Raw genomic sequence first — 21,970 nt, forward strand, 5'->3', positions numbered from 1 at the left:
CCTCTTATGCTGCCTCGACACGCGCGATACGCAATGTCCCGATCAGATCGAGATAACGCGCTGCCGTGGTGTCGATGGTGTCCGGATGGCGCGCATTCTCACTGAGCGACTGGCGCAGATCCGGGTTTTCCGCCATTTGGCGCATCGCCTGGGCGAGTGCGAGCGGATCGTTCGGCGGAACGGTGAGGCCGTTGACCTCATGTTCAATCATTTCGGCCATTCCACCGATATTGCTGCATATAACGGGACGGTTCTGTCCCTGTGCTTCCTGAATGACAAGTGGAGCGTTTTCCCACCAGATCGACGGCATGATGGCGCAGTCGACGGTCTGGATCAGTTGGGCGATGTCATCGCGTCGATAAGCTCCCCGGCGTTGGACGAAAGGATACGTCTCGGCAAAAAGCCGCTCGATTTCGCTGACAAAGCTTTCGTTTTGAAACGGCGCTGCGCCATGTACGCGCAGTTCGAAATCGAAACCCTCTGAGATGAGCTGCTGTGCTGCTTCCAGCAGGACCGTTGCTCCCTTCCACGGATTTAGGTTTCCGAAATAGCCGAAAACCGGTTTGCTGCGCTCAACTTGCCTTGTTTCAACCGAAGGGCGCTCCGGTTGACCATTGGGAATGACGCTGATCAGTTCTTCCGCGAGGCCCCATTCCACGTAGCGTTGCTTGAGGAACTCGCTCGGTGAAACGAACGCATCGACAGCGCTCAAGAGCGATTTGATATGCCGTTCGCGCAGCACGAACTTATCCAGCGCAATGTCCTTGAAACAGGCATGGCAGCGGTCGGGACTTGCACCATGGCATAGTTCCTTGCCGGTGGTGCGGACCATCAATCCATCATGGTGGCAGATGGGATAATAATCGTGCAGGGTCAGGACGATACGGCAGTCTGGCAGCGTGCGGCGCACGATATGCGGGAATTCGGCGCCAAGCAAAAGCAGGTGATGCAGATGGACGACATCGGGTCGGAAGTCCTGCAACAGTTCGACAATGTCGGGAACAATCCCGTAAAGGTCGATCTGGCTCATATAGAAGCGGTCGAAATGACCGGACCAGAGCAGGATTTCATCGCCGCCATTGCCAATGCTCTGGAAGCTTGTTCCGGGGCGGGCTTCGCGGTGCACCTTGTTGGTGGCGCCCATGAACATGGCTTCGCAACCGGCACGTTGATAGGCGCGAAACAGGTCATGCGCGAAAATTTCCGTTCCGCCAGGATGAAGTGACGGATGGTTATGGGCCGCTATGAGGACACGCTGAGCCATCAGACGGCACCCCGTGCGGCGATGAAAATATCCTGATAGTGATCCGCCTCGATCCCGCGCCAGTGGCCGAAGGATTTTGTTTCGAGCGTCAGTTTTGCACCGGCGAGGACGCGATCCAGAAAACCGTTTTCAAATCCCACGGCCGCAAGCGGCGGCAGTTCTGGTACAAACCAGCACGGTCCGCTGCCGTGGCGTTCAAATGCAAGCCGCTTGTCGCGTTTGCCGAGACGGTCGCGGGCGGCCACATCGTCCACGACGAATGCCGTCATGAACAGTTTTCCGCCGGGAGCAAGCACACGGGACACCTGATCCAGATAGGTTTTGACTTCGTCGGACGGCAGATGGGTCACCACCGATGTCATGATGACGAAATCGAAACTCTTGTCAGCGAAAGGCAGGACGAGACTGAGCCCGTTGACCGCCCCTTTGGGGTTGTAGAGATCGTGAGCTATATCAATATGGCGGAACTCGAAATTCGGGTAGCGTGATGTGATGTTCTGGCGGCACCAGTTCACGCCGCCTGCCACGGGATCAATGCCGGAGTAGCGGGCTTGTGCCGGGTCCAGATATTGTGTCAGCGGCATCGCCATGCGGCCGATGCCGGAACCGATATCGAGCACGCGTGCGTCGGAGCGAAGGCCGCCCTTGCGAATGAAGTGTCCGAGGAACTCTGCGCCGACCGCGCGATAATCGCCGTCGCCGACGAACACGCTGTTCGGATCGGGCGAGGGCAAGAAACGGTTTTTCAATACCGACTGCATCAACCAGTCGATCTGCGCATCCGGTATTGCTGGTTTGGCTTCAGGTTCTGGCTGTTTCAGCGCTACCACGTCGGTCAAGCGGCGCTCCTTTCAGATTTGGTCATGATCACATTCGACAGATCGGCGGTGCCTTCCTGTTCCTGTGGCTGGACCATCAAATCGGTAATGTCTTCATCCCAGCGTTGCGTGTGGAGCCAGGAATTATATTGGCTGGCGAGGCCGCGCATATAATCCGCGCTGCGACGGATCGAGCGGCGCTCAAAATGGTAAAGCGCGACGGAAGGCTCATAGAATATATGGAAGCCGAGTTGCCTGATTTTCAGGCAAAGATCGCTGTCCTCATAGTCGCCGATGACATAATCTTCAGTGTAACCGCCGACGAGATCGAAGATATCCTTGCGGGTTATGAGGCAGGCGCCCGTGACGCCCGGTACTTCGCGTGGCCGAAGTGCCGGCGGATAGTTGCCCGGCATGCCCTTGTAATAGTGGTGATTGAGCCAAATCCCTTGACGGTCACGTGCGAAATAAAGCCCCGCATGTTGAAGCGAGCCATCCTCGAACAGAAGGCGAGGGCCGATTGCTCCGAGCTTGGGCTGATCGAACAATGGCTGGATCAACTGCTGCAACCAGCCATGTTGTGCAGGAACGACATCGGAATTCAACATCACGATGGTTGTTCCGGTGGCGATGCTGGCACCCGCATTGCAGGCACGCGCATAGCCGCCATTGCGGTTCATGACTGCCAGCTTGAACGGCATATCGTGCAGGATGTGCAATCCACCCAGCATGTGTTCCGTGTCGTCCTGAATTTCAGGAGAATCCAGCACGAAGATGAACTCTGCATTCTCCACCAGCCACGGGTCTGTCGCCATGGATGAAAACTGGAAACGCAGGAAATCAAGGTTGCGATAGAGTGGAATAACGATGGATGCGAGCGGGGAAGCAGGCGTCATCCCGTAATCCTTCACCTCGGATATCCGCACTGTTGCAGCGAGTTTTTTCTCAACTTCGGTAAGGGCCGGTCCGAGAATACGGGAAAAGACGTGCGGCCTTGCCTGTTGCGGCGGTACGGACCGCAAGATGCGGTTACGTTGCGCCGTTGGCTCAAAGGGTTGTGGTGCTGGTACGAGGGACGCGGTGGTGCCGGAGGCAAGGCGCAACTGGAAACGTGGCTGCAGAAGCGGCCCAAGATTTTGCACCGAAGGAAGCCAGGCGACGAACCCCGTCACATCCTGCTGCGGCGCATCTTCCCGCTTGGCAATCTTGCCGGGAAATTTGTGAAAGTTCGGCTTCAGCGACAACGCGCTTCCATTTTCCGGGAGATAATCGATATCCGCAAGCATGGCGGCGGGATCATGCATCCATCCGCCCACGATCAACCCGCCATCGAGCGCCAGAGCGAGATCGATTTCAGCGGCCGGATGAGTGGCAGACTGTGCAATCTGGCGGACAGGCAGCGGCGTGCGCGTTTGCAAATCAATGGCGACTGCCGCACCCGCAGGACTTAGCTTGCCGAGCTGGCGAACAAGAAACTCCCGCAATGCGCCGTTTCCCTGCCATTTGGTCCACCATTGGGCAAAATCCGTTTGTTCGCTTGTGGTGGACGCAAGCTTGCGAACTGCAACGCCCTTCTGACCGGTGAGCACCAGCAGCAGCGATGACGGCAGGTGTTGCGCTGCTTCCAGCAGAAGATGGCATGGCTGCCAGGCATTGCGCGCCTGCCGGCCAACCACGAAGCGTGGTGGAATGACCATGACACCGCCGGATGTGATGCCATAGATAGCCGAAATCTCGCCCAGCATCGGGTCGATCGCTGTTTCAAGGAGATGGTGTCCCTGAACCGGTTCGCCGCAATGCTGGGCTTCGCGCGGTTCCGGCGTCAACGCGAAAGTCAGGTCACGCACGAGGGATGCGAAAGTCTGGTTTCGCGAGAGCCGGAAAGTGCTGCGCCACGTGGTCAGGATAGTGGTAAGAAGCTTGATATGTCCGGGGAGCGTCAGATCGCCTACGGCATATTCGACATCGAAAGGGGCGAGTTCCCTTGCCGGATAGACGATCGCTTGCGCCGTCGGACCGAGAGACCCTGCCGAGAGCGAAAGTTCGGCGGGTTCACTGCCGGTACGCATGGCCCAGAACACGCGCAGGCCGCCATTTTCGAGCGGAATGCTGACGCTCAGCAACGGGACCGGCTGAACCGGCATTTCAAATGTGCATTTGGTGGTCGTGCGAGCCGGGCCTGGAATATCCCAGATGACCACAGCCACATCGGCGCAAAGACGGCAAATGGAGAGGTTCTCGGTTTTGCTTTCAATGTCCGCCGAATGGTCGAGGTTCAATGTGTGGCCCTTTCATTCTTGCAGAAAAGTTCAGCTTGCAGGAGGTCCGGACACCCAACAGAGGAAGTTGCGTGTCCGGCGAAGTCGAAACGTGCCCGGCGGGAGGATTGCCGGGCACGCTCTCAATTGTTCAATCAGTGAACGGTGAAGTACTGGTCGGGATGAGCCTGTACATCGTCTGCATTGGTGTTCACGAGGGTAACGGTGTCGCCATTGCCGAGGTCGACAACGACATTGCCACCGACCTGCGTGACACGGTCGGCAAGATCGTCTGCGGAAGAGATATCAAGACCATTGATACCCTTCTGAATCTGCAGAATGTCTTCGCCGGGATTGAAGTCGAGAATGACGTCGTTTCCGCCGCCACCATTGAACAGGAATGTATCGCTGCCATTTCCGCCGATGAGAACGTCGTTTCCAGCACCGCCATCAAGGATGTCGTTGCCATTCCCACCGTAGAGAATGTCATTATGCGCGCCGCCATAGAGCAGGTCGGAGCCGTTGCCGCCCTGGAGAATGTCATCTCCATTGCCGCCATACAGCACGTCGCTGCCATTGCCGCCGCTCAGGACGTCATTTCCTTCATTGCCGAAGAGAATGTCGTTTCCGTTTTCGCCGAACAGGGTGTCGTTACCCGTGCCGCCGAAAAGGATGTCATTCCCGTTGCCGCCGAAGACGGTGTCGTTACCATCGCCTCCGAATACGAGATCATCACCGCCATGGGCACGGATGAAATCGTCAAAGCGGGAGCCGAACAACACGTCGTCGTAGGCGCCGCCTTCTAGAGTGGCCATCTGCTTCTCCTTGTGTTCCTGTAGGGGTTTCCACAAGCCGGAATGCTCCGACCATTATGCTCTTAGTAGTCTGCTCTGCATTATGTGGAATTGCAACATCGCCATTTGGTATAATTGCGGCATGTGTAAGTAACAAATTATTACCATTAATTTATATTGCAGTTCTGTAAACATAAATATGAAATATATTTGTAGTGATTATAATTTATATTTGTTTTGTATTTACATAGGAATTAATTGGAAATTTGAAATATTTGGCTAAGATGAAGGAAATGCGAATATATTTCAACAACATGACGCCGCGCATATCATTTCATGCGCGGCGACGCTTCCATCGGAAATTTCAACCTCTGATCGAGTTTTACTTTGAAATTCTCTGGATATTAATCTTCGCGGAATGCCCGGTTCAAGCTATCCGTGATCGGAGAAACCAGATAATCGATGGCACGGCGTTCCTTGTGCACGATGATGATTTCAGCGGGCATACCGGGATAAAGTCGGGCAGTCGGATTTGCGGCGAGCGACGCCGGAGTGATTTCGGCGCGTGCGACGAAAAATGCGGTATCGGTCTTCTCATCAAGTGACTGATCGGCGGCGATATAGGTCAGCTTGCCATCAAGCGGAGCCATCGAGCGCTGATTATAGGCGGTCAACCGGATCTGAGCACCTGCGCCGACCGAAATGCTGTCAATGTCCCGCGGGCTGATTTTCATTTCAACGACGAGGGGTTCGTTTTCAGGGACGATATCCATGATCGCTTCGCCCGGTGCGATGACGCCGCCCGGCGTGCGCAGCCGAATGTTGGCTACAATCCCGTCTTGCGGCGAGCGAACTTCCACGCGCCGCATCACATCCTTGGCGGCGACGATGCGTTCCTGCACATCCGAAAGTTCGACCTGGCTCGATGTGATCTCCCCGGCTATCTCGGACTGAAGATCGCTCTCGATTCCCGTCAGGGCAAATTCCGCGCCGGCTTTCGCCTGTTCGGCTTTCGCTTTGTCGCCTGCATATTCGCCCCTGTCACCCGCAAGCTGGCTAAGACGTGTATCAATTTCCGTAAGCTTCGATTTCTGAGCAAAGCCCTTTTCGACAAGGCTGGCAATCGCCTTGCGCTGATCGCTGATGAGTTCGATTTGCCGGTCCGTCGCAGCTATCTGCGCGGTCGATGCCTTGGCCTGCTCCGTATATTGCTCAATGGTTTTCTGCTGGATGTCGATCTTGCTCAGTTTCTGCGCCAGTCGTTTCTGGAAAAAGATGTTTTCGGCGCGAATGGCATTCTGCGCGTTTTCACCGCCATCAGCGAAGTTTTCTGGAAAGCTGATTTCCTTCGCGCCCGACTGTTCGGCGCGCAGACGAGCGAGTTTTGCGATCAAGCCGATGCGCCTGCTTTCAAGGGACTGGAGGTCGGAACGTGCCTTGGTGTCGTCGAGCCGAAGCAATGGCTGACCAACCTTGACGATATCGCCTTCCTGTACCAGCAGGCGATCAAGGATGCCGCCTTCGAGATGGCTGATGGTCTTGCGCTTGGAATCAACAATCACAGTACCCATTGCGACGGCTGCACTTCCCAGATTGGCGGAATAAGCCCATGCGAAAAAGCCGCCGAAAGCAACCCCTATTGTGGCTAGGCCAGCGATGATGAGGCCGCGCAAAGGCGATCTCAAATCCTCCCGCTCCAGATCGAGCGCCCATTCAGGTTTGACGCTGCCGAAGCGGGTGAGAGCCTTGTGATCCGACGATTCTGCACGCGGCGCAAGCAGGCTGGAAACACGGCGAGGAATGACCGATTTACCCATCATGCGTTTGCTGCTCCCATTTGCGGGCCATTATTGGCGGGTGTCAGTGAAGCGACAACATCGGTGCGCGGACCGAACTGCGAGATGCGCCCGTTTTCGAGCACGAGAAGCTTATCGGCCACCTGCATGATAGACGGCCGATGCGCAATCATGATGACAATGGCGCCATCGTCGCGAGCGTGTTCGACGGCACGGATCAGGGCGCGTTCGCCGACCGCATCGAGGTTCGAATTCGGTTCATCGAGAACAATCAGGCGCGGGCGGTTGTAGAGGCAGCGTGCCAGACCGATTCTCTGGCGCTGCCCGCCGGACAATGTCAGGCGACCATCGCCCACCGGCGTATCATAGCCAAGCGGCATGCGACCGATCATTTCATGCACATCCGCAAGGCGCGCGGCTTCCAGCACGCGGTGCGGATCGCTGTCACCCATGCGGGCGATATTGTCCTTGATGGTTCCATCCAGCAGCGAGACAGACTGCGGCAGATAGCCGGCAATCTCGCCGAAAGAACCGCGTTCCCAGAGATAAACGTTATTGCCGTCAAGGAATACGCCCCCCGATGTCGGCTTGACGATTCCGATCAACAGCCGCGCAAGTGTCGATTTACCCGCAGCCGAGGGGCCAACGACGCCGAGAACTTCACCGGGGGATATCGAGAACGAAATGCCCTTGATGATCGGAACATCGACGCCGGGGGCGGCATAGATGAGCTTGTCGATCACGAGGTCGCCATTGGGGCGCGGCGTCGGCATGGTCTGGCGAACGGCCAGATTTTCAGAAAGCAGTGACTGGACGCGTTTCCAGCTCGCTATAGCGCTGACCCACTGCCGCCAGTTTTCGACGATTCGGTCGAACGGCATCAGCAAGCGACCGATGATGATGCTGGTCGCAATCATCGCGCCCGGGGTGATTTCCTGCTGCATGGCAAGCAGCGTGCCTATGCCTAGCGACCCGATCTGGATAATGAAACGCGCCGTGCGGGCAATCGAGGAGAGGGCGCGGGCGCGGGTTCCGCCAAGATCCAGCACTTCCAGCGCCTGAACCTGCATCGTGCGCCAGCGGCGGGCGAGCGCCGGGAGCATACCCATGGCTTCGATGACTTCGGCATGCCGCAAGCTGCTGCCGATCTTTGAAACCGCTTCGATGTTCGCCTGGTTCGCCTCCTGAATCAGATTTCGGGTCAGGAGGTCGGTCAATACGCCGCACGCAATCAGGATAATGACGGCGACGAGGCCAATCACACCCAGCATCGGGTGAAGCAGGAACAGGACGCCGAGAAAGATCGGCGACCATGCCGCGTCGAGTGGAGCATTGATAGCTGGCGAGGTGAGAAAGCTGCGCAGCTCATTGAGATCGCGAAGCGTCTGAGTCGCTTTCGGCATGCCTTGATTCACGGAGGCCTGCACCGCTGCGGTCAGGACCGCTAGATTCAGGCGGCGCACAAGTGCGCTACCCATGGCCTGGAAGGAAAGGGAACGAATGAATTCCAGTACCCCGAATACCAGCATGGCGCCGATGGCGAGCACAGTCAGCATGGTGAGCGTGTCCATGCTTCGGCTGTTCAGCACCCTATCATGAACCTGCAACATATAGAGAGGTACAGTGAGTTGTAGCAAATTGATACAGGCGCTCAGCAGCACTGCATAAAGTAGTCCCGACAGGAAAACGCGGCGGGCCTTGAAAATCAGGCCTTTCGGCGTAGTTACCGAATCGTCCGGGCCCTTTTTGTGCGCAGGGCTCTTGCCAATCGAGTTGTTTTCGCGAGTATCATTCATACGCTATCTGCCTTGGAATGGTCACAGGTGGCGGATATCCCTAAAAACTGTGTGCTAGTTCTCAAGATCAGTAAATTAATACTGTGGAGAATGTGACAGAAAAAAGGTTCTTACGGCGGGGAAATGCGAAAGGAGCAAGGAAAATATAACTGCAAATTTCTTCAAAATTTGAAGTAAAATTGAAAATGGAGAGCAAAAGATGCAAAAACTTCTACACGAGGGAGTGGAAGTCGAAACATCAGTCGATGGCTTTACTGCCGTTGATTTTCCTGAAGTTACCGCCGAAAAACAGGAACGCAGACATCCGGTTCATACAGTCGTTATCACGCATTTCGAACTGGCCCGGATGATAGAACGAGTGAACCGCCGCTTTGTGAGCTTGCTGAAAACCGAGCTGACGAAGTTAGGCGTGGAAGATATCGGCCCGGCCCAGACCCTGGTTCTGATGGCTATTGGCGATGTCGAGCTCACTGTGGGTGAACTATTGGATCGCGGGCATTACGTCGGTTCCAACATTTCCTATTATCTTAAACAGCTTACCGATGGCGGGTATGTCGATCGTGTGACCTCGCAGAGAGACAAGCGATCGGCCCGGATTCGCCTGACGGACAAGGGTGAACGGTTGTGCGCGAGCTTGCGAAATGCAAGCCGCTCCTACAATCATATCCTCACTCGCGATGATGACGATCTCCGGAATCTGGAGATTGCCTATCAGACTCTGCACAGACTGGAAGTCGTGTGGGGCAATGCCGCACGGTTTGGTATTTGATGTGTTGCGATGATTTTCGGCCGCTAGCCGAACACGTTTCGTAACATGCGTATAGCATTTGTGCACAGGCGCGGTTTTGGGCAGTTCGCTGCGTTGGCCGAGAATCTGGCTACGGGCGGACATGACGTAAGCCTGATCTGCGAGACAGTGGACCGTCGCCTCCCTGCGGTCCGCGTCATCCGCCACAGAGCAGAGTCTGGTCCTCGCACCGGCGGTGCGATGGCCAGATATCTGGAAGTACCCGATCATCACACGAGGATCGGGTACAGGGTGGCCGAAACCCTGGAATCCATGGCTCATCAAGGTCAGGCTCCCGATATCGTTGTCGGTCATATCGGCTGGGGCAGCATGATGTTCGTGAAGGACGTGCTGCCCTCAGTACCCGCACTCGGCTACTGCGAATTTTTTTACCGCGCGAATGGCGCGGATGTAGGCTTCGCTCCCGGCGATCGGCCAGACGTCGAAACCCGCAAGCGCCTGCGCCTGCGCAACATGGCGCAACTCGTTACGCTCGACGCAATTGACGGCGGGTTCAGCCCCACGCACTGGCAGAAAAGCCTCTATCCGCGCTCGGTTCAGAACCGTATTGCGGTGGTTCACGAAGGGGTGGATACGAAGCTCTTCTATCCGGATCGTCATGCAACGATTCAGCTGCCGGATGGACGGACGCTGAAGGCAGGAGAATCGCGCGTAATCACATTCGTGGCTCGCGATCTCGAACCCTATCGCGGGTTTCCTCAGGCGCTGGAAGCTGCGGCCAAGGTCATTCGGCAGAACGACGATGCGATCTTCGTTTTTGTCGGCGGCGATGGCGTCAGCTATGGAACGCCGCCGCCGGGCGGCGGTTCGTGGCGCGAGCATCTTGTCAGGAATTTTGATCTGCCGCCGGATCGCATCGTGTTTCCGGGCACTATCCCGCACGCTCAGCTGCGAAAACTCTATCAGATATCGACCGCCCATATCTATCTGACTTATCCTTTTGTCCTGTCCTGGTCGGTCGTGGAAGCGATGGCTTGCGGTGCCCTTATCATCGGTTCGGATACGCCCCCCGTGCGGGAACTCATTCGCTCGGGCCAAAACGGGCTGCTCGTACCGTTTTTTGAGCCGGATATATTGGGGGAGGTGATCATGAACGTCCTTCGCGATCCTGACGCATGTCTTCAGATGCGGGCTGCAGCACGCCGAACCGTCGAAACCCGGTTCAGATTGTCGGATTGTTTACGGCAGCAAAAAACCTTGATCGACGCAGTGTTAAACGGCCGGTAATTGGTATGTGGCGACAATCGGGCGTGCAAGCCCTGTAAAATAAATATAAAAACACGTATTTGCGCGTATTTACGCTATCGTTTCAATATATATTCACATTGTTTCAAATTTTGAATTAAACTCCTTCCAAACATTCGTAATATTATCATATAGTTGATGCTACAAGACTGTTGACAATACATGATCTGTATTTTCACATTGCAAGTGCAGGCCGAGACTCCCAAGTCGGCCATCACACAATGGATGATTATGTTGAGCACACCACTTCCTGCGATCTCGGCGCGGAAATCCCGCCGATATGCCATTGCTTCGATGCGTGATCGTGAAGCGCTGGAAGCGACGTCTCTAGGCGAGCTGACCACCTTTGTCGAAGGAGACGGAAAACGCCTTCGTCTGGCGAATACATTTCCACTCATTGCGGTCGCCGCCTCGCAAGAGGGCGAGAACGAACTGAAGACGGTTCTGCAGCAGATCTATCGTCTGAGCACCATTCCGGAACTACCCGTTGTGCGGGTCGATGAAGCGTCCCCCGAAACTGCTCCGCTGTTGGTTACGCAGTTGCTTGAGAGCAGCCTGGATCGCCTTGTGGGCCATGTGAGCAAGGTTCACACCGAGCTCGCCATGCTGCGCCGCGAGCGCGAGACCATGTTTGAGAATTATCGGGCGATTGAAGACGCATTCCACGCCCGCAACTGGGATTCCTCGACGGAGATTTTCAGTCATGCCCCACTGGTCGATCCAAAGGATGAAGGCTTTGCGCGTCTGCTGCGCGAATCGGAGATCGAGCAGCTTTTCCCCATATCGAGCTATGCCGTTTCCGGTTTCGCCCTGCATTTCCGTGATCTCCCGGCCAATCGCAATGGCCAGTTGATCGTAACACTGGACTATCTCGAAAATGGCGAAGGAATTGCCGAATGGCTGGTGCCTTACGGTGCGCTGCATCCGGAATGGAATTTTTTCTCACTTCCAAAGGGATGTGACGGCGGCCATCGGACGCTGCGCCTGCGCATCTCCGCCTCGGGTGGAGTTCCGCCGGAACTGTCGCTGGGCAATGTGATCGCCAACGAGCGCTATGCGGCGCGTGCGCGCATTCCGCATGCCGATCTCGACATGCGTCCGCTGGCATTGCGGATTTTCACCGGCTTGCCGGGCGTTCGTCCTGCGTCGCTGCCAAATGCCATCGTGCCGACTGCGCTGATCAATGGCCGAAAGGTTGACGACTATCGTCTGCCCGTTGAACTGCTGCGCAACGTAGCCAACGTGTCCGTTACGTCCGTCACTCCTGATTTTCCGACCGTGCGTTTTCTGGAACATGAAGATGCCATTGGCTGCCATCCGCTTGAGGAGGGCGTTACCGCAGCCGCAATACGACGGGTGGTGGCGCCAGGCACGGTCCGCGTTTCTGCACGGGCGGTGATCGACCATCCGGAAGGCCAGCCTTGTGCGGTCGGTCTCTTGCTGGTCAATCTGGCGTCAGATGTGAAGGACGAAATCAATGCGATTTCCAATCTCGACCGTCGACGCCAACAGGTTTTGTTCAGCGGTTGGTCGGAAGTCGCGCCCAATCGCCCGATCGATATCAACTTCATGCTTGAAGGGCCGGTCGACCGGACGATGGATCTCGTTGTCCTCAGCAAGGCCGCCGCAGAATCGGTCGACTTTTCATGGCTCAAGGTCTTCAACTTCCGGCTGGTCAAGCACATCGAAGCGCGCCCCGGTAAGGAACAACTAGCCAAAGAGGCTGCGAATGTACGATAGGTCGAAGGATTTGATCGTCGTCGCCATGCCGCTTTACGGTCATGCGGCACTGGCGCTCGAAGCACTGGAAACCATTCTCGCATCAGAGACGGTTTTTCGCACGCAGATCGTGGTGTCGGTGGACGGAGACCCCCGTCGCGAAGTGTTCGACAGCCTGACGCTCTATGCGGCAGCGCATTCCAACATCCATATCATCTTTGGCGAAAATGCCGGTCCCGGTGGCGCCCGTAATCGCGCTGTCGACTATATTCTCGAAGAAATGCCGGACGTGAAGGCGGTCTACTTTGTCGACGCCGACAACCGCGTGCAGCCGCACACCATCGACACGCTCTACCGTCAGCTGCTGGCGGCGAATGCCGGCTGGGTCTACACCAATATCGACACCTTTTCGGTCAACTGGCGGGCCCATTATGGCAATAGCTATTCGCGGTTGATCCATTGCATCACAGACAATATCTGCGATACGGGGTCGATGATTTCTGCGGATGTTTTCCGCAGCGGCGTCCGTTTCGACGATGATCGTCAGAACGGATTTGAAGACTGGGAGTTCTGGCTTTCGGCGATTGAAGCGGGCTTTGTCGGGACGCCCTGTCACGATACCGGCTTTGAATATCGCCTGCGAGCGGAAAGCCGCTTCAAGGAGGCCAATCGCGACCGCTCCGGCTCGATCAGCTTTCTGCGCAAGCGGCACAAGGCGCTGTTTCGCCGTCCGACACTCGTAGGTTTCGAGCATGAGGAATGCCCGCGCTATGGTGTAATCCGGGCTGGCGAGGGGACGGTCAGTCTTTTCACCGATCTTGGCCTTGGCACTACCGATCTCAAGTTCGATGATGCGATCCGTGCCTTCTGGGGCAGTGTTTCCGAGCCGGATAATTTCCATTTCCCGCCGTTTCTTGCCTCGTCCAATACCGAAACACTGAAGCTTCTGGCGCGTTCGCGGCTGTTGCCCAATATCCTGTCACGGCTTGAGAAGCTGGCAGAGCAGGCCAACATCGTCTTTGTGGAACTGACCAATGTCGAAGACGAGCGGCGTATCGACACAGAAATCATGCCGTCGGGAACGCGGCAGCCACATGCCGATCTCATTTTCGTTTCGACCAGGCTCATAAAGGAAATCATTGAAAACGATGCACTGGATTGGTTCGCATCGTTGGGCACGCAGCAATTGTGGCCCACATCGGCGCGGATGAAAGTGCGCTTTCCGTTCCCGCGTGTTCGCCAGCGCCGCGCTCTCTCACGGCCAGAACAGTCAATGCTCAATCTGGTGACGTCAATTGCAACAAGTCCGCTGAAGCAGAGCGCAGCCACACGCTGGACATGGCGTCCGCGTCGCCTGCCGGCCCTTTCCGAAATGTATCAGGTGTTGCGAAACGAATTGGGTGGTGGACCCGTTTTGCCGCTTGCGCATAACCCGGCGAGAAAAAAGACGGCTGCCGTTCTGGTGCCGAACGCTTCTTTCGGCGGGGCTGAAAAGGTTGCTTATGCTGCCGGTCGCGAGTTGAAGAACCAAGGATTCGAAACCCATCTGTTCGTTCTCGGCAATGAGCGGATGGACGTGCTCGATGAATTCGACCAGTCCTTCGATTACCTGCATTTCTGGAAGGATGGCATCCCCGCCTGGGGCGACACTAACCGCTTTCTCGGTCAAGACTTCATCACGGAAGATCATCCGCTGGACTGGAGCATCCTGCGCGGCCAGCTTTCCGGCTTCGATCTGGTTGTGAACAATCACGTCATGGCGGCGCATCCGTTGATGGGGAAGCTTCGCTCGGAAGGCACACGCACCGCCTGCTATCTGCATGTGGTGGATGAAACCGTCTTCCGCCGTCAAGCAGGCCAGCCCTATGCGGCGATCGCCTTCGAACACGCCTATGACGCCTTTCTCACCTGTTCGGATCAGCTGAAAATTTATCTGCACAGCTTCGGTGTTCCGTACGAAAAAGTATTTTCCGTGCCAAACGGAGCCAGTTTTTCAATCGATACAAAGCTGCGGGCGCAGGTCTCCACGGCGCGCAAGCAAGGTCGCAAAGGCGAGCCGACGCGTATCCTTTATATGGGGCGCCTCGACCGTCAGAAGGGCATCGACCGGCTGCATGACGCAATCGTCAAGCTGAAAGAACAGGGCATTCCGTTCGAGGCGCAGGCTATCGGCGGCGAAATTCTTTCCGATGATCCCAGCGCATCATGGATGACGCGCCTGAAGGATGCGGGCGTCAAGGTATCGCCGCCCGTCTTTGACGGCAAGGACATTGCGAACCATCTGGCCTGGGCCGATGTTCTCCTGATGCCTTCGCGCTGGGAAGGTGCACCATTGATGATTGCCGAAGCACAGCAGCTTGGCTGCGTACCGGTTGCAACCGCCGTTGGTGCCGTCGACGAGCTCATCAATCACGGTCGCGACGGCATTCTCATCCGCAACGGCAATGATGCGCAGATTGTCTCCGACATGACCCGCATTCTGACCATTCTTGCACAGGATCGCGACGCTCTAATGCGGACCGCCGAAGGCGCTCTCGCTTCGGCGGCTCATCGTACATGGAGCTCGGCGTTCTCCGAATTTACTGATTGGGCGAATGAAATACGCCCCGCATATCCGAAATCCCGGTCTTCCCAGCCGGACGTTGCAGACGATGCCAGCGCGACCGCCGTTCTCCCCGGTCGTGCAGTTGCCTGATTATACCAGAAAGGTCGACCTATGAGCCGCCCAACCAATCCAAGAATCCTCGTCACGGGCATTCCGAGCCATCTGACACGCCTTATCCAGCGTGCGGATAAGGCGCAGGTTTATTACTCGGAAAAGCAGCGGGATTCCGAATCCAGGGATAATTTTATCCAGGAGCTGAAGAACATCAGCAATACCGGCAATTATCTGATCGGCGAAGGCGCGATGACAGCGCTTCTGCCGACTGCCAAGCACATTCCATTCTGGCACCTCTACAATTGCGTCAACAATGGAACGGGTCTCGAAGAGGTCAACAAGGAATTCGACATCTGCGTTTTTACCTGTGCAAACCTTCTACGCAAGGGCTTGTCGGCGGATGCAGAAGCGCTTGTTCTGTCCAGGCTAGACATGCCCGTCGTGATGCTGGGCATCGGTATCCAGAACCGTCCCGATATCGAAAGCGAAGACGGTCTGCCAGCGGGTACTAAAAAGCTTTTGGAAGTGCTGAAAGGCCGCGAACACTATTTTCTCACGCGGGGCGAAAATGCAGCCGGCTATCTCCGTGATCAGGGCTTTTCCTATGTCCGCCCCGTCGGTTGTCCATCGCTTTACTTCCGCCCGGACAATATGCGCAGGGCGATCAGCCGTCTGCCGGACGTGAAGGTTGGTGAGGTCCGCACCGTTTTTACCGGTTATATGGGAGCCGAACTTGAAACCATCGGCGACATGAATGCGCTCGGCTCTGATGACGGACGTTCAGCCTATGTGGTTCAGGACGAGCTGCTGCATTTCGACATGCAGCTTGAGGCCGATGTCAATGGTCGCGCCTACGATTCAACTACCGGCGAACTCGTCGGCCCTCTGACCTATAAAGGCTCGGGTGATCTCAAGAAGAAGGTCAGTGTGCACGCCTTCCTCGACACCAATCAATGGCGTGCCTGGTGCTCGACTATGGACTTTTCTTTCGGTCGCCGCTTCCATGGCAATATCATCTCCATGCAGGCCGGTGTGCCGAGCCTCATGGTCGCCGTCGATGACCGTATGCGGGAGATGCTCAATTTCTCAGGTCTGCCAAAGATCGATGCCCGCGATCTCAACGCCGCAAATGATCGGCGGGCTTTCGTGAGCGAACACATTGCCGCGATGAACATTCCCGAAGTCATCGAGAACTACTCGGCGCGAGAACGCAATTTCCGAAGCGTTCTTTCAGAAATCGGCATTGGATAGCTCCCAATCCACGAGCCGTTTTATAACTCCAGCGAAGATGGATCACCATGCGCATAATGATCACCGGCATTCCGTCATATCTGATGCGGACCGTCGAAAGTGTTTCCGGGGCGAGCGTCAAGCATCGCCCTTATTTCGAGCCCATCCGCACCAAGAAGGATGTGATCGATCAGGTCAAGAAGATTGCCAATACGGGCAATTATCTCATCGGGGAGGGCGCGGCTAACGCGGTGCGCGGCCATGATGTGACCTACGTGCCGTTCTGGCACCTCGCCAACAGCCTCAATTCGCCGGACACCTATGCAGCACTCAATGAGAGCTTCGATCTCTGCCTGTTCGCATCGGCCAATCTTCTGCGCCCCGGCTATGCGGCGACAACGGAATCCTTCGTCTTTGAAAAGCTGAACATGCCTATTGTGGTCATGGGCATCGGCATTCAGAAGAAGGAAAACCTGAAGGCGGAACTGCCGGAAGGTACGCGCCGGTTCTTGGAAATTCTGCGCCGCAAGGAGAGTTTCTTCCTCACGCGAGGCCATTTCACTGAAGAGTTTCTGAAGGATGCGGGCATGAAATATGTCCGTCCGACGGGCTGCCCGTCACTCTATTATGCACCGGACCAGATGAAGCGCTCGCTGACTCGTCTCGCCGATCCAACGCTTGCCGACGCCCAGAAAATTTCCTTTGGCGGTTATCTTGGCAGTGTGGCGGACACCATTGTCGATGCGCATGCGTTGCTCGAAAAGGACAGTGTCGCAAGCTATGTCATTCAGGACGAGGTGATCGTCTACAACATGAATATGGCAGGCGAAGATCACACCGAAGCCTATGATCAGGCCGCAAGTCGCATCATCGCGCCTGTCGATTACAAGCATATGGAAAAATGGCAGCGCAAGAACGAGTTGCTGGTGTTTTTCGACACGCACAAATGGCGCAGCTGGATTTCCAGTCAGGATTTCGGCCTGAGCCGCCGCTTTCATGGCACGATCATAGGCATGCAGTCAGGTATTCCCGGCCTGATGATCGCAGTCGACGACCGTATGCGCGAAATGCTGGGCTTCGTCGGTTTTCCGCACATCGAGGCAAGTGTCTGGAATCGTGAACCACAGAAGAAAGCTTACCTGCGCGACTTTCTTTCCAAGATTGATGTGCCAGCTGCGATCAATCGCTATTCGGAATGCGAAGCCAACTTCAACGGTGCACTGAAGGATATCGGTATCCGATGATTAGCTGCAAGAGCATCAGGGGCAAGAAACGAGCAATGGCAGCCTTGCTAGGTGCCGCCTTGCTGGGCATTGTTTCAAATGGTGCTCTTGCCGATACGCGCTTTGGCGTCAACCGGGTCAATATGGCCTGGCTCAAGCCGGCAGAGCGCGAACAGATATTCGATCAGATGGTGGAGAACGGTGTGGTCGCGGTCCGGCTGTCGCTCACACGACCGTTCGACCAAAGCATCGATGCCGTGCGCCTTGCTCACAAGAAGGGCTTGGCGATCCTGCTCGAAATCTCGCTCAACAATGCGGATTTTTATCCGGATGGAACAAAACCCCGGTCGGGGCGCGGGCGCATATGGGACATGTATCGGCTTTCCGACATATCGCCGGAGCGCTTTCAGCAGGCGGTCGCTGACGCCTTGCAAAAGATCGATGCGCTGGGAGTGCCGCTCGTTGCCGTTGAACCCGGCAACGAGATCAACTGGGGTGCCTATAATGGCGATCTTGCCATTCTGCCCAAGGAGAAGATGAAGACCGCGCGCTCTTTGGCCGAGATGGAGGAACTTCCTTTGGTCGAAAAAGGTGCGGAAAAATATGTCGAGCTTCTGCGTATCGTCAAAGCAGAACTGGCGAAAACCAAGAACAGCACGAAGGCAAAGGTCATATCTGCGGGCTTGTCCGATATCCCCTTCATCGATGCCGACCGGCGGGGAATAGATACCGTTGATCCAGCCGTCTTTACCGATCTTCTCAAAAAATACGGTCTGGATAAAGCTGCCGATGGTTATGGCATGCACATTTATCCCGGCAGCAGCGGCACACGCGCTGCTCGCGCAAAACACATCAACAATGCGCTTTCGGTTTGCGGCGGTGCGGGTGGCAAGCCGTGCTGGATCACGGAATGGGGTTTTGCCAATATCTCAAAGGCCTGTCCTGCTAATGACAATAACCGCGAACAACTGGTCGAGAAAACACGCGACCGCTTTCGGCAGATGATGGATAGTGGCCAGATTGCAGCCGCCTATTATTTTGATTGGGATGCGAGCCCTTACGGCGTGTGGCGCTGCGGATCACTGACGCCGGCGGGACGCGCTGCGACGGTGACGAAATGAAGCTCAAGACTGTAATCATCGGCGGTTCGAACACCGTCATGCTTCCCGGCTACCTGCCGACGCTTCTGTCGACGATGGCTAGGCGTGGAACGGAACTCGACATTGTCGCCGATCTTGCGGTCGGAGGGACGACTAGCGCGTTTGGCCTTTATCAGCTCAAACAGTTTGAACATCTCGAAGATTGCGAGCTGTTACTAATCGAATATGCCATTAATGATGCTTTCGTTTATGGTGATGAACGGCGTCCATTCCGGCATTGGGCAAGGTTTTATGAAGGGATCATTCGTTATGCGCTTGAACGCAATCCAAAATTGCGGATTGCAACGCTTGTGTTCGGCGCGCGCAATGGCTCGTTTCTGAATTCCGTTCCCTCGATTGATGCGGGTATCAATTACATCTCGCAATGGTACGGAACCATCCCGGTCGATGTCTCTCGAATGCTGATGCAGCAATATGGCCGTGATGTCGTGGGCATCCCGGCATTTTATCTGGATCAGGGGCATTATGCGCGTCCGGTTTCAACGACTATCGTTGCGAATTTGATTGCGGATGTTCTCGAGCCGGCCCTGTCTGTTCCTCACTATCCAAAAGCACTGCCATTCGCCATTGATCCGGACCATTTTGCCAATGCGCGGGCCTTGAGCGGCGAGCAATTGTGCAAGCGGCTCGGACGCGTGCCGGTCCAATACAGAAATCGCCGTTTCTCGATCTCGGCACTTGATCTTGGCTCGGATAAAATGCGCTTTGAGGTTGAGGGCGGACAGCTGCTGGCGCTTGGTTATGTCTGCGATCCTCGCATTCCGCCACTTGATGTGACGACGGCCGCGGAGGTGCACCGTGCTGCCATGATGAAGGGAGGCGTGCGGGACGGAACCTACAAGTTTCTCGTTTCGATGCTGAGCTTTGAGTTTTTTTACGGCGCTAAGCTGCTGGAAGCGCGCGGGAACATCGCGCTTACTTTGTCCGGTGCCGAGGAGGGCATGGAACACAAGCTGCATGTTCCCAAAGACAGTGTCCACCACGAGGAATTGCCCGACCAACCCGTTCTTCCGATCACCGGCATCCTGTTCTCGGGCAATTTGAAAGTCATGTCGCTGGAGAAGAGGGCCGCGGTGAACACTGTTCAATCGGAAGCTGCTCAATAGGCCGCTATTCAACAAAAATGTTGATGCTTGCGGCTCGACCGGCAGCATCGATTACGGTCAATGTCGAATATCCGGTTCCGTCCGGTTGCCAGTTTTTTGTCCTCCGTCGCTCGATCTCGGCGATGGGCTTGCCATTGGCAAGCCAGCGAAATGGCGCGCGCCCGCCCTGTAATTTCAGCACCAGCGGCGATGCATTATCGGTCAGGGCTTTCAGTTCGACATGCGCGCCATCAGGTGGAAATACGATGCGCGGTGCAGGCTCGATCTTGGCTTTGAGAACCGGCAGAGGATCGCTTGCAGATGAAAAGCGTATCTGCGTCACAGGAAGATCGGCGCGTGCAGTGCGAAATGCGCCCGCGGGCGCACGCGGCAGCGGGACAGAAGCAATGCCGGAGCGCACAAAGGCATCGAACAGGATGGGGGCCGCCGAAACATAGCCCGCAAGGCCCGGCACCGAACCGCCATCAGCACGCCCCACCCAGACACCCAGCACATAACGCCCGTCATAACCGACCGACCAAGCATCGCGATAGCCATAGGACGTGCCGGTCTTGTAGGCGAGGCCGAGGCGTTTCGCCCCCTGCGGCGGCACGATCCCCGCTAGAATATCGCCAATCTGCCAGGATGCCTGCTCGGTGAGAATAGGGGCGGAAGGCTGCACAGGCTCGGAGCCTTCGGTGCCGTCGCGCAAGGCCGTACCGCGACCGCCATTGGCAAGTCCGGTATAAAGCTGCACCAGATCGCGCAGGCTGATGCCCGCGCCACCAAGGCCGATGGCCAGTCCCGGCGCTTCACCTTTCGGCAATTGCAGATTAACCGCCGCCTGTCGAATACGCGTGGTGAGCCGTGCAGGGCCAATTGCATCAAGCAGGCTGATGGTCGGCACATTCAGCGACATTTGCAGCGCCTGGCGAATGCTGACATCGCCCTGATAGCTCATATCGAAATTGCGCGGACGATAGCCTGCAAAATCCTGCGGGCGGTCCTCGATGATGGTTTCCTGGGCAATCAGTCCCTGCTCGAAGGCCAACCCATAGATGAAAGGTTTCAACGTTGAACCCGGCGAGCGCACGGCGCGGGTCATGTCGATCCAGCCCTGCCGCTTGCCGTCAAAATAATCAGCAGAACCGACCTCACCTAAGATATTGCCGTTGCGACTGTCGGCCAGCACCATGGCGACCGATACTTTTGGCCCAAGCTTGGCAGCAGCTTCGCGTGCCACAACTTCAAGCCCAGCCTGCACCGACTTCTTAAGCGTCAGTTGATGCCGAGCCTCGGTCGGTGCCTGCTTCAATGCCAGATCGGCAAAGTGGGCGGCCAATGAAGGCAAGGGATGACGTGTAGCGGATATGCGCTCACGCGATGCGCGCTCGGCTTCCTCGTTCGTGAACGCCTCAGACGAAACCATGCGTTTCAATACACGATCCCGTGCTGCAACTGCATTCTTCATCTCGCGATCCGGGCGGCGGCGCTCCGGCAATTGCGGCAGGGCCACAAGCAATGCGGCTTCCGATATGGTGAGGCGCAGCGGTTCCTTGCCAAAATAGGCAAGCGAAGCTGACCGCACGCCTTCCAGATTGCCGCCATAGGGTGCGAGTGTGAGATAACGTTCGAGAATTTCAGACTTGCTAAGCCGCCGCTCGATCTGGACCGCACGCGCCAGTTGCCGGAACTTGGAGCCGAAGCTGCGGCTTTCGCGCGGCTCGATCAGCCGGGCAAGCTGCATGGAAAGTGTGGAGCCGCCGGACACAATACGGCCACTGCCTGCAAGCTGGTAGGCAGCCCGCAGCAGCGCTGTAAAATCGATGCCGCCATGATCGTAAAAACGCTTGTCCTCATAGGCGATAAGCATTTTCACAAACTTGGGATCGACGTCCTCAATCCGTGTATTAAGCCGCCAATAGCCGTCCGGCGTTGCATAGGCGCGCAGCAAAGCGCCGTCGCGATCCATAACTTCAGTGGAAATGGTCAGCCGTTCCGGCAAAGGCGGGGGATAGACGCGGTCGAGCCAGTTAAGCCCGACCACCGTTCCAATAGCAGCGATGCCGAGAAATGCGGCACCGCCAATCGCTATTTTCCAACGCCTTTTCATCT

15 protein-coding genes are annotated in these 21,970 nt (G+C 56.3%); 8 read left to right on the forward strand and 7 right to left on the reverse strand.

All coding sequences use genetic code 11. The features are described 5' to 3' along the window. Positions 1 to 4 precede the first annotated feature (4 nt). The 6 genes from J9800_RS00915 to J9800_RS00940 form a co-directional block, all read right to left on the reverse strand. Complete coding sequence (locus J9800_RS00915) at positions 5 to 1,264, reverse strand: glycosyltransferase family 4 protein (RefSeq protein ID WP_114215096.1); 1,260 nt, start codon at positions 1,262 to 1,264, stop codon at positions 5 to 7. Beyond that, entirely contained in the window at positions 1,264 to 2,103 is an 840-nt protein-coding gene (locus tag J9800_RS00920; protein WP_114215095.1) for a class I SAM-dependent methyltransferase, read from the reverse strand. The genes J9800_RS00915 and J9800_RS00920 overlap by 1 nt, the downstream gene beginning before the upstream one ends. Further along, the gene (locus J9800_RS00925) at positions 2,100 to 4,361 is read right to left on the reverse strand and encodes a glycosyltransferase family 2 protein (RefSeq protein ID WP_114215094.1); all 2,262 of its coding nucleotides are present in this window, start codon (positions 4,359 to 4,361) and stop codon (positions 2,100 to 2,102) included. Before J9800_RS00925 ends, J9800_RS00920 begins: the two co-directional genes overlap by 4 nt. A 134-nt stretch (positions 4,362 to 4,495) precedes the next feature. Further along, on the reverse strand, positions 4,496 to 5,155 hold the full coding sequence (locus tag J9800_RS00930) for a calcium-binding protein (protein ID WP_006470323.1): 660 nt from the start codon (positions 5,153 to 5,155) through the stop codon (positions 4,496 to 4,498). A gap of 383 nt (positions 5,156 to 5,538) precedes the next feature. Continuing rightward, the gene (locus tag J9800_RS00935) at positions 5,539 to 6,954 is read right to left on the reverse strand and encodes an HlyD family type I secretion periplasmic adaptor subunit (RefSeq protein ID WP_114215093.1); all 1,416 of its coding nucleotides are present in this window, start codon (positions 6,952 to 6,954) and stop codon (positions 5,539 to 5,541) included. Next, positions 6,951 to 8,726: a type I secretion system permease/ATPase gene (locus tag J9800_RS00940; protein WP_114215092.1), complete on the reverse strand. Its 1,776-nt coding sequence runs from the start codon at positions 8,724 to 8,726 to the stop codon at positions 6,951 to 6,953. The genes J9800_RS00935 and J9800_RS00940 overlap by 4 nt, the downstream gene beginning before the upstream one ends. Positions 8,727 to 8,925: 199 nt before the next feature. On the opposite strand from J9800_RS00940, the gene J9800_RS00945 reads away from it, so the two are divergent. The 8 genes from J9800_RS00945 to J9800_RS00980 all read left to right on the forward strand — a co-directional run bounded on the left by J9800_RS00945 (position 8,926) and on the right by J9800_RS00980 (position 19,876). Next, positions 8,926 to 9,495 carry a MarR family winged helix-turn-helix transcriptional regulator gene (locus tag J9800_RS00945; protein ID WP_112588939.1) on the forward strand — a complete coding sequence of 190 codons (570 nt, stop codon included), beginning with the start codon at positions 8,926 to 8,928 and terminating at the stop codon, positions 9,493 to 9,495. A 45-nt stretch (positions 9,496 to 9,540) separates the two neighbouring features. After that, on the forward strand, positions 9,541 to 10,761 hold the full coding sequence (locus J9800_RS00950) for a glycosyltransferase family 4 protein (RefSeq protein ID WP_114215091.1): 1,221 nt from the start codon (positions 9,541 to 9,543) through the stop codon (positions 10,759 to 10,761). Between the two features lie 249 nt (positions 10,762 to 11,010). Further along, complete coding sequence (locus J9800_RS00955; protein ID WP_114215090.1) at positions 11,011 to 12,519, forward strand: DUF6212 domain-containing protein; 1,509 nt, start codon at positions 11,011 to 11,013, stop codon at positions 12,517 to 12,519. Beyond that, on the forward strand, positions 12,509 to 15,193 hold the full coding sequence (locus tag J9800_RS00960) for a glycosyltransferase (RefSeq protein WP_114215089.1): 2,685 nt from the start codon (positions 12,509 to 12,511) through the stop codon (positions 15,191 to 15,193). Before J9800_RS00955 ends, J9800_RS00960 begins: the two co-directional genes overlap by 11 nt. 21 nt (positions 15,194 to 15,214) lie before the next feature. Beyond that, positions 15,215 to 16,408 carry a polysaccharide pyruvyl transferase family protein gene (locus J9800_RS00965; RefSeq protein ID WP_114215088.1) on the forward strand — a complete coding sequence of 398 codons (1,194 nt, stop codon included), beginning with the start codon at positions 15,215 to 15,217 and terminating at the stop codon, positions 16,406 to 16,408. A gap of 47 nt (positions 16,409 to 16,455) precedes the next feature. Continuing rightward, positions 16,456 to 17,631 carry a polysaccharide pyruvyl transferase family protein gene (locus tag J9800_RS00970; RefSeq protein ID WP_114215087.1) on the forward strand — a complete coding sequence of 392 codons (1,176 nt, stop codon included), beginning with the start codon at positions 16,456 to 16,458 and terminating at the stop codon, positions 17,629 to 17,631. A gap of 35 nt (positions 17,632 to 17,666) precedes the next feature. After that, positions 17,667 to 18,731, forward strand: coding sequence for a glycoside hydrolase (locus tag J9800_RS00975; RefSeq protein ID WP_205315901.1), 1,065 nt, complete (start codon positions 17,667 to 17,669; stop codon positions 18,729 to 18,731). Continuing rightward, on the forward strand, positions 18,728 to 19,876 hold the full coding sequence (locus J9800_RS00980; protein ID WP_114215085.1) for an SGNH/GDSL hydrolase family protein: 1,149 nt from the start codon (positions 18,728 to 18,730) through the stop codon (positions 19,874 to 19,876). Before J9800_RS00975 ends, J9800_RS00980 begins: the two co-directional genes overlap by 4 nt. 4 nt (positions 19,877 to 19,880) lie before the next feature. On the opposite strand, the gene pbpC is transcribed toward J9800_RS00980, so the two are convergent. Next, positions 19,881 to 21,968, reverse strand: coding sequence for a penicillin-binding protein 1C (gene pbpC / locus J9800_RS00985; RefSeq protein ID WP_114215084.1), 2,088 nt, complete (start codon positions 21,966 to 21,968; stop codon positions 19,881 to 19,883). Between the last annotated feature and the right edge of the window lie 2 nt (positions 21,969 to 21,970).

Origin of the sequence: Ochrobactrum sp. AP1BH01-1 (assembly GCF_018066705.1) — a bacterium.
Lineage (GTDB): Bacteria > Pseudomonadota > Alphaproteobacteria > Rhizobiales > Rhizobiaceae > Brucella.